Below are 15,906 nucleotides of genomic sequence, written 5' to 3' on the forward strand. Positions count from 1 at the left end.
TTGGAGCCCTAAAGCGAGTTTATCTACTTTAAACTTTAAGGTAAAAGCTGCGCTGCCTGGCTGGCGGCATAAGCGGCCAGCTCATGGAAAAAAACTTGATAGACCTGAGATAAATAATCCAGATTTCTTTAAAAGCCAAAATGGCTGCCGGGCTGGCTGCTGGCCGACCAATCCGAGAAAGTAAATGACGCATGGTATTTTCAATAAAAGGCAGCTCCCCGTAATGGATAAACCAGTTTTCTTTTTTAAGGTAAGGAAAATAGCGGCGCATGCCGCCAGTATGCCAGGTGCTTTGCGCGTCCAGGCTTTGATAAGCCCAGCTGGCAAAGCTTTGCCATTCGCTTTTCGAATAAATCGCAGGATCGTTTGCCAAAAAATAATCCAGTGTAATGTCCAGCAGCGGTCCGGCAAATAAACCGGCGGCAGGCCGGTATATCGCTCTTGCCTGGCTAAGCAGTGTATGCTGATCTGTAAAACTATCGATATAACGATGCAGCTGAATACCTGCTCTGACTTTGGGCGGATATAATTTAATTTGCAGCCCTTTGACGTCATCGCCCAACATATTGCCCAGAAGTAACTCGGGATCATGCTGACTGAGATATGCATGGGCTAGTAGGTTCATTGGTTTATAATTTGTGCGCCTGAATTTTTGTGTATGTGTGTTGTTTGTATGGTGTATGTGTGTTGTTCTTAAGCATGCTGTTTACAGTCACTCTTTTGCAGGAGCTGGCCGGTAAAGGCCCAGCTTTTCTGCAATGGTATCTACGATTTTAGTGCCATCCATCGCTGCGCTGATAATGCCGCCGGCATAACCGGCGCCTTCAGCTGCAGGATATAGATTTTGGATTTGTGGATGGTGAAGGCCAAGGGGATCTCTAGGGATCCTGACGGGCGCAGAAGTCCTGCTTTCTGTACCTACAAGGATGGCCTGCTCGGTATAATACCCCTTCATCTTACGACCAAATTCTTTCAGGCCTGCGCCAAGTGTGTCGGCGATAAACTGAGGCAGTAATTGATCCAGCCTTGCGCTCTTAACGCCTGGTATATAACTGCAGGCAGGCAGGTTACTGGATTTTTTGTGGGTGACAAAATCAGTGAGTCTTTGTGCGGGTGCCTGGAACTGTCCACCGCCCGCTTCATACATGATCTCTTCCACCAGCTGCTGAAAGTGCATCAGCAGCAGTGGATCTTTTGGATCAATACTACCTTGCCCTTTTACTTGTAGAAATTCAAAGGCTGCCTTTTGGTCCACCTGAACGACCATGCCACTGTTGGCATAGGGATTATTACGTTTACTGGGACTCCAGCCGTTCACGACCAGGGCGCCCGGCTCGGTGGCAGCCGGGGCGATAATGCCCCCGGGCACATGCAAAAACTAAAGACGCCTCTGCCTGCCTGCTGGGTGACCAGACTATAGGCTGCAGGAGGTAGCCCCTGTTGGGCCATCTCCGCCGCTGTGCATTTATATTGGATTTCATTGATCAGGCTTTGCGGATGTTCTACGCGTACACCAAGGGCAAAGGGTTTGCTTTCTATAAAAATATTTTTTGCCTTTAATAACCGGTAAATGTCTTTTGCTGAGTGTCCGGTCGCAAGGATTACGTGACTGGCCTTGATCTTGTCTCCTGCCAGGGTGGTAACGCAGATAATCTTGCCATCTTTAAGCTCAAAATCCGTTAGTTTCTGATCAAAATGGATCTGGCCGCCTGCTTCAAGAACTTTTTGGCGCATCTGGGTAATAATAGCTGGTAATTTATTGGTGCCAATATGCGGGTGCGCTTCATATAAAATAGCTGGATCTGCACCAAACTGTACAAAGGTTTCCAGTGCTTTTTGTATACTGCCTCTTTTTTTGCTTCTGGTATAGAGCTTGCCGTCACTATAGGTGCCTGCACCACCTTCTCCAAAACAATAGTTACTCTCTGGGTTGACGCTTCCTTGTTTATTAAGGGTCGCTAAATCTCTTCTTCTTTTTTGAACATCCTTGCCTCTTTCTATCATTACCGGCCGAATGCCGTGCTCCAGGCAGCTGAGTGCGGCAAATAACCCGGCTGGTCCGGCGCCGATAATTAGTACCTCATGAACCGACTGGTGTACTTCTTTAGCCGGAAATTCCGGTAAAGTAAGTGGCTGGTAGGCTTCCTTAATGTAAACCAGCAGGTTTAGATTATAATAGATCTGTCGTTGCCTGGCATCCATTGACTTTTTAAGGATATGAAAGCCGGTAAGCTGATCCGCTGGCAAATCCAACGCCCGGGCAATTTGCTGAAGGATAGCCGGTTTACTGGAAAAGTCCTGTGCGGTAATACGTAGCTGAAGCGCTTTTTGCATAAAAGGATGGTTTGAGTTAGGTAGTTATCCTAAAAGTTATCTCCTACATTAATCTTCTAATTTATCTTCTAAAATATCTTTAAAAACAGGGATATATCCGGTAAAGATTGTTTTCACTATACAGCTGGATAGAGTCCCGTATTTTCGGGGGTAAAGTTAGTGATTTATGTGGCAAAGTTGTAGGTGTTTTATAGGGGTCCAAGGTTGGTTGTATTTACTTTGAGGGGGTAGGCTTAATATTATCTTTATAAGGAAGCAATAAAAATGGGTAGTCGTTTCTTGGTTGAAACAGACTACCCGTTCAGGTTTGCTTCCAAATATGTCTATTGTTAATTAAATTAAATGGCTGGATACTTTTTAAAACCGGACACCTGCTGTGATGAAAAAGGCGTTGTTGTGCAGTTTTGCCCAGGAGCCATCATCATAGGTAACACCGCCATTATTGACATTTAACAGCCCAAACTGGTATCTGGCGGAAAGGCCAAACTGTGTAGCACCGCTGCCATCGTTGGGAAAATAGTATTCCAGACCGACTACGCCAGAAAAATCACTTCTTTTGTATTTATCTAGTACATCGCCCTTTTCATAGTCTTTTTTAGCGGATCCGGAAGGAATGGTATTGGCACTGACCAGATAACCATACTGTGGCCCGAATAACACGCCAAAACCGGTAAATGGTTGAGAATAACGAAATAGTACCGGCAGGTTAATATAATTTAAATTCAGATTCACATTGCCATTCACCTGATCATCATAATAATTGGTACCCATCCCCGTATAGTTTAATTCAGGTTGGACAAACCAGCCATAGCTGATGGGAACGCTGACGGATAAGCCGCCAATAAATCCTGCTTTGGCATTATCAGAATAAGCATCACCGTAGACGGGATCAATGGTGACCTGGTTGGCGACGGAAAGACCTCCGTAAACCCCTACCCTGGTTCTTTCTATAATGGTATTTCCGTTGCGGATTTGCGAAAAGCCGACGGTCGTGGCCAAACTGAATAATACAACGAATAGCTTTTTCATGTGTTAAAATTTTATAATTTTTAATATTGGCCCTTATCCAGGCCACCATAATTTAAATTTTCCTTGTCCGCTCAATCGGACGATTGCTAATTCCCTGATTTAGCTTACATTTTGATAATGTAAATATAAGGGAAACGACACCAATTTTTTAGATATATAATTATCTTTTAGGTTTAATCTAACAGCAGATAATTACCCGCTATTGACTTTTAATTGGCTTTAGGGAACAATAAAGTTTTTTTTCAGTCTTTACTAGTCCACTACTAGCAGGCTGCAGCCTCTTAAATCACTGTGATCCAACCTGCCCCAGATCTCAAAATAGTCCTGATGGATCCATCCGATATCATCTGTGGCAATAAAACTGCAACTATAAATATTGGCCAGGTCGATGACATTTATAAGCCCTTTCCCTTTGATTTTCAGCTCAAAAGGGTCATTTTCATCTCGAACCAAAACTTGCATCCAGGGTGGACACTGGTACCGGCCATTGCCTTTGGAATAGGCCTGGCTTAAAAGCTCTGTCATGCCGTACTCAGAATGAATGACTTTAACGCCCAATTTGCTGGTTAACTGATCGTGTACCTCTTGCCGGGTCATTTCTTTTTTTCGTCCTTTCATGCCCCCGGTATCCATAAAAACGATCTGGTTAAGCGGATCGCTACATTGGACAGCCCGCTTTAACCCTTCAAAATGATCTGCAAAATCCAGCAAGGCAAAAGTGACGCCTATAAGTAAGGTTTGCTGACCGCTGTTTTCCAGCTCCAGTAATAATCTACCTAAGCCGTCAAAATCATAAAGATAAAAGCCGCCCTTTGGATGACCACTGAGCTCATTGAGCTCGTGGACCATCTTCACTAGTGAGGAATGCCCTTTTTCCAGATAATTGGGGAGCAACCCCAAAATACAATAATCTTTAGGATCCCCATAAAACCTTTCAAAGGCTTTTACAAAGCTTGCTTGATAGATGGCGCCATCTTTAACATGGTGGCGGCTATTTTGGGTCTGGGTGGTGCCACTGCTCTCAAAGATCAACTCCGGGGTAAATTCACCTGTTTTTACCGCTTTGGATTTAAAAAAGGAGATCGGTAAAAAGGGAATCTCGGTTATGGAGCGCACCTGATTAGAAGACTGAATGCCTATACTTTCACACCACTGACGGTACACACCAGCTTTGAATGCGTATTGGTATCTAAATACTTCCAATGCCAATGCCGGGTCAAAGGCCCGGGCATTGAATATTTTATCAATTAATATTTGTTGGTGCGTGTCCATTCGTTTAAATGGGGGCAAAATTACGTATTCTGACGGGACTTTTTGTGCGTGACACCTATTTAAAGTCGCTGCAGGCCGGTTGACCTTTTTTGTGACCTGTTGCATAAAAGGTTCGTATACACTGTTCTTTAAACAAATAGCGCTTATTTTATCTTTCAGTCTTACGTATTTTGATTAATTTTAACGGCCGGGCAATGAAGGTAGTTTACGGTATTTAAGGTGTCCCTGCAGGGAAATTCTTAAGCAAAGCAAAGTAGTCGCATTTTGAGAAAGAAATTAACGGAATTTATATTTTTTGGCAATTACTTTTATGCCTTGTGTACAGTGGCGCTGTCCATGGAAGCCTCTTTGCAACAAGGAGTACCTTTAAATACCCCTGCTTATTATTTATTGCTGATCACAGGCACTATTGTCTATTATAGCTATGCTTATATGGGGGAACTCCACCTTTTTGGGATTTTCTCCTCCATTACGGGTAAACCCAGAACCGCTGCCACCACCAATAGTTATTATAACCGGCGGACGCACTGGTATACCAGAAACTATAAAACTATTACCATTACCCAATTTGTGTATACCCTGATAGCCATCGGGGCTGCTCTTTATTTAGTGATCAAGGAATTTCATGAGATATTCAGTTTGCATGGGGATGAGTGGCTGATGCTGTTGTTAGTGCCCTTAGTCGCTTTTTTTTATTATGGGAATGATTATTTTCCATTTATTAAAATCAACCTGAGAAACTCTGGCTGGCTCAAACCTTTTATTATTGGTTTTGTTTGGGCTGGAGCTGTGACGATTTATCCGGTTATGTTTTACAAATGGCAGATTAACCTTCACTATGAGATCTCCGTGATGTCAGTTTGGCTTCTGATTAAAAACTGGATGTACATCTCAGTGCTCTGCATTATGTTTGATATCAAGGATTACGCAGATGATTATAACCGCCATCTTAAGACTTTTGTGGTTCGGGTTGGGCTTAGAAAAACCATTTTCAGCATATTATTACCGCTCATTGCTATTGGCCTTATTGCGCTCATTGGCTTTACTGCTGGTCAGCATTTTAAATGGGGCAGCATTTTGATCAATACCCTGCCTTTTATTGCCTTGCTATCTGTTGCCTATTCTATGCATAAAAGAAAGCCTATATTGTTTTACCTGATGGTCATTGACGGGCTGATGCTGCTTAAAGGCATATGCGGCATTGCGGCCGCATTGCTGTTTGGTTAAATTGCTTACTTTTGGTGCCTAAAATGACTAATGCATGGCAAAGGAAAAGAAACAAAAAGCAGGCACACAAAAAGCGGTGCAGAAAGCCGGACAGAAGGCAGCTCAGAAAGCAGGACAAAAAGTTGGACAGAAAGTAGGACAAAATGACTGGGAATTTCTGACAACTTATATTAACAATGCCTCCCCTGTTGGTTTTGAACACAGTGGCCAGAATCTTTGGCTGGATTATATAAAACCTTATGTGGATACGACTTTTACCGATCCCTATGGTACGGCAGTTGGTGTTATTAACCCCGATCATGAATTTAAGGTGGTGATTGAGGCACATGCTGATGAGATTTCCTGGTTTGTTAATTATATTACAGATCAGGGCTTTATTTATCTTAAAAGAAATGGTGGTGTTGATCATCAGATTGCACCGGCCATGCGGGTATGGATTCATGGTAAAAATGGCCCTGTTAAGGCGGTATTTGGATGGCCGGCCATCCATACACGCCATAATCCGGATCAAAAAGAACCAACGCCTAAGGTAGATAACCTGTTTTTGGATTGTGGTGCTCGTTCTAAAAAAGAGGTGGAGGATTTAGGCATCCATGTGGGCGCTGTGGTGACTTACCAGGACGGGTTTGATGAACTGGCTGGCGGTTATCTGATCGGCAGGGCTTTTGATAACCGGATTGGTGGTTTTATGATTGCCCAGGTAGCCCGGTTGCTAAAAGAAAATAAACAAAAACTACCTTTTGGTCTCTATATTGTCAATGCGGTACAGGAAGAAATTGGCCTGAGAGGGGCAGAAATGATTGCCCGAAGAATAAAGCCCAATGTCGCCATTATTACCGACGTTACCCATGATACACAGACGCCTTTTATTAATAAAAACATTGAGGGAGATACGGCCTGTGGTAAGGGCCCAGCGCTTACCTACGGTCCTGCTGTTCAAAATAAACTATTGCAGTTTGTTCAAGTGGTAGCCGGTAAAAATAAAATTGATGTACAGCTTAGGGTGACCAGTCGCAGTACAGGCACTGATACGGATAGTTTTGCTTATGCCAATGACGGCTGTCCTTCCGTTTTGATTTCTATTCCTTTGCGTTATATGCATACCACCGTAGAAATGCTGCACCGCTCAGATATTGAGTCCACCATTGAACTGATGTATCAGTCTTTACTGGCTTTAACGCCCAAGACCAATCTGAGTTATTTTTCCTGAAGCGACCGGTTGGGCTCTTATTGGACTAAACAGATTTGACATCAATAAATAAGTGGGATAAATCAATAAAGCGACTTCGTTTTATTGATTTATCCCACTTATTTTTATTTTTTGGTTTACCGGTTCAAATGGGCAGATTGTGCCTTTCGTAAGTAAAGGTTATTGCTTCAGATGCCCGTTTAATGCCTAGCATAATGCTAGGGGAATTCAGGGTGACTATCCAGGATTTTTACTTCATACAGGGCATTAAACAAGTATTGTTTACCGGTTGGATAAGCAGTGCACAGATATCTGGTGCGCATTTTCTTTTCCATTATAAAAACTTTATTGTCCCTGGTGACAAACCACTGGCCTGGCTGAACGTCTTCTACCAGGTGTAATCCATAGGTGTCGTCATCGTAATTTTTTAGTACACGCATAAGTCCTGGTTCTGAGCAACTGCTGGCGCCCAGATTGTGCAGGGAACGGTTGAGTTCCCTTGCAATGTCCTCAGGAAACACTTGCCTTGCCAAAAAGTCTTTTAAAATGGCGGCGTAATTATTTTTCCATTCCCTGCCATGCGGCGCTACTCTGTGGCGATGATATTCATATGTAACCAGGTGGGCCAGTTCATGCAGCAGGGTAATTAAAAAGCTATATTTATTGAGATTCCCATTGACAGAGATCCGGTGGGCGTGATGACCATGGGCATTGCGATAATCTCCTAAAATGGAGCGTCTGGCTTGGGTGATGGTTAACTGAACTTTGTATTTTTGTAAATAGGCCAGTACTTCTGCTAATGTATTATCAGGAAGGTACTGGGCTAGCTCAGATAAGGGATGGCGCTGGGTTTTTGCCATAGGTGGACCAAGAAAATAGGTTTATTTATGCTTATTGGGCAGTGGATTTGTTTTTATTCATTTTATAGGCGGCACTGACTTCTAGTATTGCATACAGGATATAGAGCACCAGGGATATGATAATCGCCGGCACATTTCTGTTTTCCTTGGCTGTAAAAACATAAATCAGGGCGGCAGCCACCAGGACAAAGAATTTTAAAACAGTCATCCCCATTACAGAGCGAATAAAAACGTTGGGGTTTTTGTTTTCCAGGGCTCTGCCATGGCGGTAAGAGCCAAACAGGGCCAGTAGAAATAATAACAAATTGGCTATGACGACCACGTATACATCCACTTCAAAACTCAGGTGTATCGATCCGTTTCTGTATAAAAGACAAAACGTATTGACAATCAGGAACAATAGTAATAAATTTATATAGTTGCGTTGTAGTCTGAATTTCTTCATGGAATTTATTTAAAGGGCAAAAGTAAGGATTTATTTTGGGTAAGCAGATGGTAGAATGGTAGAGGAGTGTTCAAAAAAAGTGGGTCTCAAAAGAGGTTTTGCTTACAAAAAAACAAATGATGGTGCTTATTGGCTATTTATGGCCTAATGTTGCCTTATGTTGTCTGGTTTGTGGTGTTGTGTATATGTTGTGTATGGTGTTGGTTATGGGGTTGGTTATGTTTGCCAATATATGTATTGAACCTGGTGAGCAGTGGAACTCAATTAATTTTTCCATCCTTAGCATGACCATCCTGCTTCTTGGTGTTTTTTGAAAATTCCTTGACCAGTTTAATGAGCATATAAACCAGTAGTATCGTAGGAAGTAGCCACACAAGTAAAGGGAACGAAATTTTAAACAGTTGATCTGCCTTATAGCCAATATATAAGCCGATGCCAATGGTGGCCATCAGTTGGATGCCATAGCTGAGGTAGCGCATCCAGTTACTGGAATACTTACCCTTTTTTGAGGGTGATTTTGAGAAGTTCATGATTAAAATTACAAAATAATTGGCAATTATTGTTTTTGTGTTTCTAAATAGTTAGTATATTTGTTCTATATATTATAATTTTATTATCTAATGGAAGATGAATTTGCCAAAAAAGATATGTTTAATGGAGGCTATCAAAAAGGTCAAGGTGCCCAGATCAGCCCCCATAACCGTTTTTTGAAAAATAGTTATGGAAAGTTTGAGGTGGAAGGCATCGATGACTGGGAGGCCTTGGACCGCCCGACAAAGTTTATATTGGGGGAAGCCAAAACCATTGTAAATCCGGTTGAGAGCCCGGATGTAGGCATGGCCTATTCATTGAATCCATATCAGGGATGCGAGCACGGTTGTATTTATTGTTATGCACGTAATTCTCATCAGTATTGGGGATTCAGCGCAGGGGTTGATTTTGAAAGAAATATAATTGTTAAAAAACAGGCCCCCCAGCTTTTCAAAACCTTTTTAAATAAAAAAAACTGGACCGGTGATCCGATTACGCTTTCTGGCAACACGGATTGTTATCAGCCCGCAGAAAGAAAATTTAAACTGACCCGTCAGCTTTTGCAAATTGCATTGGATTATAGACAGCCCATTAGCATGATCACCAAAAATGCCCTTATTTTGCGCGATCTGGATCTGCTTCGTGAAATGGCCTCGATGAACCTTTGTGCGGTCTATGTTTCTATTGGTAGTCTTAGTGAACCACTCAGGCAAAAACTGGAACCCAGGACCACAACAGCTAGTCAAAGATTAAAAATCATAGAGTCGTTATCTGCAGCAGGTATTCCGGTAGGGATTATGGAAGCTCCTATAATACCCGGACTAAATGACAGCGAAATTGCAGGTATATTAAAAACCGTGGCGGATGCCGGCGCAAAATGGGCGGGTTATACCGTGGTCAGACTTAATGGGGAGATCGGTGTGATTTTTAAAGATTGGCTGGAAAAAACCTTTCCTGATAAGGCCAGCAAAGTCTGGCATAGTATCGAGGCCTGTCATGGCGGTCAGGTAAATGATAGCGTCTTTGGCCAAAGGATGCGGGGAGATGGGCATTTCGCTACATTGATACGACAGACTTTTAAACTCCACGCCAAATTAAATCACCTGAATACCGAAAGGCTACAATTAGACACGACGCTTTTTAGAAAACCAGGTGAGGGAAAACAGCTTTCTTTATTTGATTGATTTTTTGAAAGATTATCTTAGAATGGGTCTACCTGAGCGGTCAAAGACCTTCTGACCGCCAATAAATGTCATCAGGATCCTTGTTTTTAGTATATCCTCTACGTCTGCCTGCATTAAATCTTTATCCGTTACAACAAAGTCAGCAAACTTACCAGGTTCAAGACTGCCCTTTTCTTTATCCTCAAAAGCTGCTTTGGCTGCCCATATGGTCATTCCTTGCAAGGCTTCTTGTCTGGTAAGCGCATTTTCTATTTGAAAGCCGTCTTTGGGAAAACCACTTGCATCTCTGCGAAATACCGCTGCATAAAAGGTTTTAATCGGAGAAATATCTTCGACCGGAAAATCGGTCCCTAGTGGAAGATAACCGCACTGTTCAAGCAAGGTTTTATTGATATAGGCGTTTTTAATGCGCTCAGGCCCCAGCCTTGTTTCAGCCCAATACATATCCGAGGTAGCATGTGTAGGCTGCATGGAGGCAATAATCTGATTGTCTTTAAAATAATGCAAATCCGCTGGATTTACAATCTGTGCGTGCTCTATACGCCAACGGCGATCATTGGGGCCTTTTAGGTATTTTGCATAGATTTTAAGCATTGTTCTAACAGCAGAATCGCCAATAGCATGGGTGGCCATCTGAAAATGATGCTTGTAAATGAATTTTGCGACGGAGTCATAATGAGCCTTACTACTTAGTAAAAATCCATAACTAGTAGAATCATCGCTGTAAGGCTGCAATAAACAGGCACCTCTGGAGCCAAGGGCGCCATCGGCGAACACCTTAAAGCCAGGCACATGCAAATAGTCTGTTTTAATGATTCCCTTTTTAAGTAAGTAATCAAAATTTGCTTTTTTATCAAGGAGTAATACATAAAGCCGCATCTTTAAGCTACCTGCTTTTTGCAAGCTGTCTAATAAGGGGATCAGTATAGTGTCCTCTCCCATATCCTGCAAAGAAGTAAGGCCGGCTGCAAAGCAGTTTTGCTGGGCCTTCAGTAATGCTTCAGTTGCCTCAGCCTCTGTGGGCATGGGAATCTGTTTAAATACGAGTTGTGTGGCATTATCAATAAGTACCCCGGTAAGTGCGCTGTCCTGAACGAGTATCTCCCCTCCTTTTATACTGTCGTAAGGCCGGATACCGGCCAGATCAAGCGCTTTTTGATTGGCAATAACGGCGTGTCCATCGATTCTGGATAAGACAACCGGGTTATTTGGAAATAAAGAATCCAGGCCGGATTTACTCGGAAAGCGTTTATCTGGCCAGTCGTTCTGATCCCAGCCCTGGCCGGTAATCCAGGTGGTGTCGTTACCAGATTTGTTTTTTTTGAAAGCGGCAAGTTTTTTCAAAACATCCGGCCAGCTTTTAGTCCCTTTTAAATCAACAGCTCCAAGACTCTGGCCATAGGCCAAAAAATGGGCATGTGCATCAATAAAACCGGGATAAATATACTTACCCTGTGCATCAATATTCAGATTGCCCACATAGGCTTGTTGCATTTGTTTTGTCTCACCTGTAGCGATAATTTTACCACCTTCTATGGCCATTGCACTCACTTTAGAAAATTGCTGTCAACGGTATAGATAGTAGCATTGTAAATTAATAGATCCACTGTCTTTTTGGTGTGACAGGAAGTAAGTAAAGCAAAACATAAAGCAGACAGTACAATAATCCTGCGGGTGCACATAAAGTTTATTTTTAGGTAAGGTCTATTTTGTGAATGTTGGTCTAATATAACAAAGAAACCTAAGGAAGCCATAAATAAAGTCCTAAAAATAGGTAAACGCTGCTTAAAATGGGATAAACGGTGGATAAAAGCAGGTATCGAATAGAATAGTATATATTGTCAGGGAAAGATAAACGAATTAGTTATTTGTTATACGATGTGGATAATGGCTGTTTAATCGCTGTGAACGCAGCTTGCAAATTGTTTTGATCCCAGGCTATTACTTATTACCCGCCGTGCTCCCAGAAATGATCTTCGTAGTCATCTCCTACGGCTGGTCCGTTTTGAATGGCCGCGGCAACGGCTGCCAACTCAGCCTCTGTCAAGGTCTGCTCCAGATAAGGGAAAAGTTGTCTTTCCTCAAAGCGTACATGACGATCTACCAGATCGGCCAGGGCAATCAGATCGGCATACACGGTTCTATCCGGCGCTGCTTTCATGGTCTGAATAATGGATAGTATATGGCGGTGTTCATCTAAGGCCTGCTGCACAAAAGGACTGTCACTGTAAATAAACAGACAGGTTTCCTCCTCTTTAAAATGCGGGATTAGCATACCCAGCTCAAAATACCGGACATAATCAATCATCCGGTTAACGGCTACCTCGTGGTTGATCCCTTGACGGAGCTTCCAGCCAAACAGCAGGCTATAATGGTGTTCTCTGGATAAGGGTTTTAGGTATTCACTTCGTTTAATGGGCGCCATAATTTTACATTTTGAGTAGGGATAAAAGCACTTCTCTTAAGACAACGGCGTTGTTATGATCTGGATCTTTGGCCCCATACACCAGGGTCACTGTAGGGTGTTTTTTAACAACTTGGAGCAACTGTTCCAGGGCAGCCATATTGTCCTTTAGTTCCTTTTGTAGTTTTTACGAAACTCAGGCCAGTTTTCCGCTTTGTGACCAAAAGCTTTTCTAAGTTGGGTTGACGGGGCGATCACTTTAAACCAATCATTATATTCAGCCGTTTCATTTTTAACGCCTCTGGGCCAGAGCCTGTCAACTAATATACGCCAGCCGTCTTTTTGGGAGGCTGGCGTATAGGCTCTTTTTATATGTATTGTCGGTATTGCCATAATTATAATAGAATTGCCCAACTTAAAGTTACAAAAAGTTCTTCTATATACTACTACCTATTTGTTCTTTTAACTTAAAACGCTTGGTTCCAGCTCAATTGCCCGTGGAAATAGGATATTATTTTCAATATGGATATGCTGATGTAAATCCTGCTCAAAGGCTTCAAGGAGCTGAAAAGTCAATTTATAGGTATTACAACCATCGGCGGGTGGTGTAAAATCATTGCATAGTGTCCGGATCCTGGCAGAACGCTCTCCTTCCGCTTCATGGTCGGCCAGCATGGCATTTACAGGATTGGCAATACTGCCAAATGGCGGCGCTGAGATTTTGGCACCGCTGATGGAAGCCGTCGTTATTTTGCGGATAAAAGGGAAAAGCATGAGTTCCTCCTTTTTCATGTGCATGGCCAGCTCACCGGCGGTTTGTTGAAAAATATCCCGGATTTCTGAGAGCTCCGGATGACGATCGCCATGAACTTGTACAATTTTATTTAAATATCCTTCAATAACAGGCGTCTGTCGGGTGACATACCGGTGATGTGTTTTCTCCACATAATCTGCCATCAGATCCAGTGGCCAGTCTTTCAATCCTTTGGGAACGCCGACCTGTTCTGTAAAGGGGGCGCCGTTGCCATCGATGGTCTGTTGGAGTTCCTGAGCCACATTGTCGGTATCCAGATTTTTAGCCAGGCAGGCTTCTGCCAGGCTACGCGTTCCATGGCAGCAAAAATCTAACTGGTATTTTTCCAGTACAGCGGCCGTTTGATAGTTTTCTGCGACGATATCGCCCAGTATAGTTGATTTAAGTATTTGCATAATTGAAATTTTGATGTTTTTTAACTAAATAAATGCCCAGTAAAATCAGCATAATCAGCTTTACGACTTCCATTGTGACATATATAATATGCAAAGAAGGGTGATTGTCAATGCCACCATGGATGATCTGATCAGCGATTTTATCCAGGGTTGGAAGTCCCCAAAAGGTTTCCAGCGCGGTCATCAGCGCCGCGATGATAAATAATATGTTGCGGTAGCTGTATATTTTTTGAGCAACAAAATACAGGTTCGCGGCTATAATGATAATAAGTACCCATTCCACTTTGTTTAAAGCACCGAATACCAGTTTGCCGATACCCAGTCCAATGGAAATGGTCACGCCAGGTGCTAGAAATTTTAACCAGGCTTCCATAAAACTGATGGCGCATAGAAATCCAAGCCATAAAAAAACAGCAGGCAGTGCGTATGGGTAACGCTCCTTTATTTGTGCGTTCATGGTGATTTTTATTATTAATTGACTGATCAGTGCTTTTTTTAAAACAACTGTCCAGAGTAGAAGATCTTTTTATCTTTTCTTTTAGTTTTAGAATAAAGGTTTAGCCTGATTATTCTTATAATACTGGATCTTAAAATTGAACATTTCTGCCATCTTATTGGCACGCCATCTGGCCTCTGCCGCGACCTCTCCCGTAAAATGCTCGTCGATCGTCTGATTGAAAAGTGCCAGCCATTTTTCAAAATGTGTCCACTCTACCGGCAGGTTGGCATGTGGAGGGAAAGGACTCCCAAAATACGTGTGATCCTCTAATAGTACGGTTTGCCAGAACCGGTACATCTTTTCCAGGTGCTCCGGCCAGCGGTCTTTAATCACCCGATCGAATATGGGGCCTATCAATGGATCTTTTCTGACTTTGTCATAAAAATTATCAACTAAAGTCTTGCAATCCTCGAGCGTAAGTATATCTTTTAATGGTACCATAATGTTATTGTGGCCTCAAATGTAAGTAAGAAATTAAATAATACATGGCCCAGCCAAAAAATCCAATGATAATAATCCAGACCCAGGAAGGAATACTACGAGGAGACTCACTACCCACAATATGAAAATTCTGGGAATTTCCCTTGCCATAGGCGTTGATCATCAGGGGCAGGACGCCATCCACAATGGCGTTCTCCTTAATGCCTTCAATGGCGATGGCCGGTCCGTTTTGTACCTCAAAAGGAATCAGGCGGATCCCTTCTTTGCCATCCGGGTCCCTGCTGACAATTTTTAAGGTATGTTTACCATCCACGAGCTTGGTGGTATCCAGTTCAAAATTGACTGGTGAGATAAAATCAGCAATAGGCTTTGGATCATCATCTATAAAGATCAGGATACTGCTTCTTGCCTCCAATGCGACTGTTTTGTTTAGTACCATTTCCATATTACGCTTCGTTTAAAATAAATCTTTTAATATGTTCCTTATTTTTTTCACCCGGACGTATCAACCATTTAATGGAATAGTAAAGGGTGGCCATGGTAATAACGACCATTACCCAGATAATGACATAATCAAATCTACCCTGGGGACCAGCACCATGCGTAATCCCTCTAAGGATTTTGGGCTGCTGCTTTTCACATACGCTGCAGGCCAAGGCAACAGCGCCAAAGCAGAGATCTCCCAGCCACAGTGCTATAACGAGCATGCATCTACCCATAATTGATTTTAGTTGTCCTGTTTTGGAATGCATCAATTTTCTACGACTTTTTTTCATTATATTCAAATTTAACCTCACTTAAATCATTGAATGTTAACTTTCCCACTTTTCCAGATGGGTAAGCATGCCTGATTATTTAAATAGGCGTTTTTTTTGTAAGGTTATCCAGATAAGGTTAAGGACTGATAAATGAAAATGGAAAACAAACTGAATGTCTTTTTATTTCATTTTACCTTCACCAATCCTAAGTTTATTCATAATAACCGAACTCTCCCCGTCCTGATAAAGACCATAACCATTGACTAACACGCCTTTCTCTGTTCCTTTTTTTGAGGCAATGGCATAAACGATCATCTCATCGCCTGGGTCTGTCATGCCTTCAAAACGATATACTTCATCGATTTCAAATTCCTCGGGAGATAAGGAGAGCGTCTGGCCACAAACCAGGCAGTCTTCCCCCAGATTGAAATCATGCGTATAACCTCTTTTGCTTAAATCATTGACCGCTTCAGAAACTGTTTCATAATTTTTCATTGCACAACTTTTTAAGGTTTTATAAATTT

General features: G+C 42.4%; 17 protein-coding genes and 2 pseudogenes. 3 read left to right on the top strand and 16 right to left on the bottom strand.

What is annotated here, in order from left to right; translation table 11 throughout:
• Positions 1 to 28: 28 nt before the first annotated feature.
• The 4 genes and pseudogenes from FSB73_RS18420 to FSB73_RS18435 form a co-directional block, all read right to left on the bottom strand.
• Entirely contained in the window at positions 29 to 625 is a 597-nt protein-coding gene (locus FSB73_RS18420; protein ID WP_146785544.1) for an acyl carrier protein phosphodiesterase, read from the bottom strand.
• An 87-nt stretch (positions 626 to 712) separates the two neighbouring features.
• Positions 713 to 2,334, bottom strand: a pseudogene (locus tag FSB73_RS27765) (NAD(P)/FAD-dependent oxidoreductase).
• 357 nt (positions 2,335 to 2,691) lie between these two features.
• Positions 2,692 to 3,363, bottom strand: a complete 672-nt coding sequence (locus FSB73_RS18430) for a porin family protein (RefSeq protein WP_146785547.1) — start codon at positions 3,361 to 3,363, stop codon at positions 2,692 to 2,694.
• A gap of 252 nt (positions 3,364 to 3,615) precedes the next feature.
• The gene (locus tag FSB73_RS18435; RefSeq protein ID WP_225974158.1) at positions 3,616 to 4,740 is read right to left on the bottom strand and encodes a LuxE/PaaK family acyltransferase; all 1,125 of its coding nucleotides are present in this window, start codon (positions 4,738 to 4,740) and stop codon (positions 3,616 to 3,618) included.
• 159 nt (positions 4,741 to 4,899) lie between these two features.
• On the opposite strand from FSB73_RS18435, the gene FSB73_RS18440 reads away from it, so the two are divergent.
• Together FSB73_RS18440 and FSB73_RS18445 are read left to right on the top strand one after the other, a co-directional pair.
• The gene (locus tag FSB73_RS18440; RefSeq protein ID WP_146785549.1) at positions 4,900 to 5,862 is read left to right on the top strand and encodes a UbiA prenyltransferase family protein; all 963 of its coding nucleotides are present in this window, start codon (positions 4,900 to 4,902) and stop codon (positions 5,860 to 5,862) included.
• A gap of 34 nt (positions 5,863 to 5,896) precedes the next feature.
• The gene (locus FSB73_RS18445) at positions 5,897 to 7,072 is read left to right on the top strand and encodes a M42 family metallopeptidase (RefSeq protein WP_146785552.1); all 1,176 of its coding nucleotides are present in this window, start codon (positions 5,897 to 5,899) and stop codon (positions 7,070 to 7,072) included.
• 197 nt (positions 7,073 to 7,269) lie between these two features.
• On the opposite strand, the gene FSB73_RS18450 is transcribed toward FSB73_RS18445, so the two are convergent.
• The 3 genes from FSB73_RS18450 to FSB73_RS18460 all read right to left on the bottom strand — a co-directional run bounded on the left by FSB73_RS18450 (position 7,270) and on the right by FSB73_RS18460 (position 8,886).
• On the bottom strand, positions 7,270 to 7,911 hold the full coding sequence (locus FSB73_RS18450) for a SprT-like domain-containing protein (protein ID WP_146785555.1): 642 nt from the start codon (positions 7,909 to 7,911) through the stop codon (positions 7,270 to 7,272).
• Positions 7,912 to 7,942: 31 nt separating this feature from the next.
• Positions 7,943 to 8,356 (bottom strand): hypothetical protein, encoded by a 414-nt coding sequence (locus FSB73_RS18455; RefSeq protein ID WP_146785558.1) that lies wholly within the window; start codon positions 8,354 to 8,356, stop codon positions 7,943 to 7,945.
• A 260-nt stretch (positions 8,357 to 8,616) separates the two neighbouring features.
• Entirely contained in the window at positions 8,617 to 8,886 is a 270-nt protein-coding gene (locus tag FSB73_RS18460) for an AtpZ/AtpI family protein (protein ID WP_146785561.1), read from the bottom strand.
• A 90-nt stretch (positions 8,887 to 8,976) separates the two neighbouring features.
• Here FSB73_RS18460 and FSB73_RS18465 point away from each other — a divergent pair, with 90 nt between their 5' ends.
• Positions 8,977 to 10,071 carry a PA0069 family radical SAM protein gene (locus FSB73_RS18465; RefSeq protein ID WP_146785563.1) on the top strand — a complete coding sequence of 365 codons (1,095 nt, stop codon included), beginning with the start codon at positions 8,977 to 8,979 and terminating at the stop codon, positions 10,069 to 10,071.
• Positions 10,072 to 10,083: 12 nt separating this feature from the next.
• Here FSB73_RS18465 and FSB73_RS18470 read toward each other — a convergent pair whose 3' ends face one another.
• The 9 genes and pseudogenes from FSB73_RS18470 to FSB73_RS18510 all read right to left on the bottom strand — a co-directional run bounded on the left by FSB73_RS18470 (position 10,084) and on the right by FSB73_RS18510 (position 15,877).
• Positions 10,084 to 11,613 (bottom strand): amidohydrolase, encoded by a 1,530-nt coding sequence (locus FSB73_RS18470; protein ID WP_225974159.1) that lies wholly within the window; start codon positions 11,611 to 11,613, stop codon positions 10,084 to 10,086.
• Between the two features lie 406 nt (positions 11,614 to 12,019).
• The gene (locus tag FSB73_RS18475; RefSeq protein WP_146785567.1) at positions 12,020 to 12,496 is read right to left on the bottom strand and encodes a hemerythrin domain-containing protein; all 477 of its coding nucleotides are present in this window, start codon (positions 12,494 to 12,496) and stop codon (positions 12,020 to 12,022) included.
• Between the two features lie 4 nt (positions 12,497 to 12,500).
• Positions 12,501 to 12,868 (bottom strand): annotated as a pseudogene (locus tag FSB73_RS27770) (DUF488 domain-containing protein).
• A 69-nt stretch (positions 12,869 to 12,937) separates the two neighbouring features.
• The gene (gene ric / locus FSB73_RS18485) at positions 12,938 to 13,684 is read right to left on the bottom strand and encodes an iron-sulfur cluster repair di-iron protein (RefSeq protein ID WP_146785570.1); all 747 of its coding nucleotides are present in this window, start codon (positions 13,682 to 13,684) and stop codon (positions 12,938 to 12,940) included.
• Positions 13,671 to 14,141 (bottom strand): hypothetical protein, encoded by a 471-nt coding sequence (locus FSB73_RS18490; RefSeq protein ID WP_146785573.1) that lies wholly within the window; start codon positions 14,139 to 14,141, stop codon positions 13,671 to 13,673. The genes ric and FSB73_RS18490 overlap by 14 nt, the downstream gene beginning before the upstream one ends.
• Before the next feature lie 87 nt (positions 14,142 to 14,228).
• On the bottom strand, positions 14,229 to 14,624 hold the full coding sequence (locus FSB73_RS18495) for a group III truncated hemoglobin (RefSeq protein ID WP_146785576.1): 396 nt from the start codon (positions 14,622 to 14,624) through the stop codon (positions 14,229 to 14,231).
• A gap of 4 nt (positions 14,625 to 14,628) precedes the next feature.
• The gene (locus FSB73_RS18500) at positions 14,629 to 15,069 is read right to left on the bottom strand and encodes a cytochrome C (protein ID WP_225974160.1); all 441 of its coding nucleotides are present in this window, start codon (positions 15,067 to 15,069) and stop codon (positions 14,629 to 14,631) included.
• 1 nt (position 15,070) lies between these two features.
• Positions 15,071 to 15,400, bottom strand: coding sequence for a hypothetical protein (locus tag FSB73_RS18505; RefSeq protein ID WP_225974161.1), 330 nt, complete (start codon positions 15,398 to 15,400; stop codon positions 15,071 to 15,073).
• Positions 15,401 to 15,562: 162 nt separating this feature from the next.
• Complete coding sequence (locus FSB73_RS18510; protein ID WP_146785579.1) at positions 15,563 to 15,877, bottom strand: phosphoribosylpyrophosphate synthetase; 315 nt, start codon at positions 15,875 to 15,877, stop codon at positions 15,563 to 15,565.
• Positions 15,878 to 15,906: the final 29 nt, after the last annotated feature.

It is taken from the genome of Arachidicoccus ginsenosidivorans, assembly GCF_007971385.1.
Classification (GTDB): domain Bacteria; phylum Bacteroidota; class Bacteroidia; order Chitinophagales; family Chitinophagaceae; genus Arachidicoccus; species Arachidicoccus ginsenosidivorans.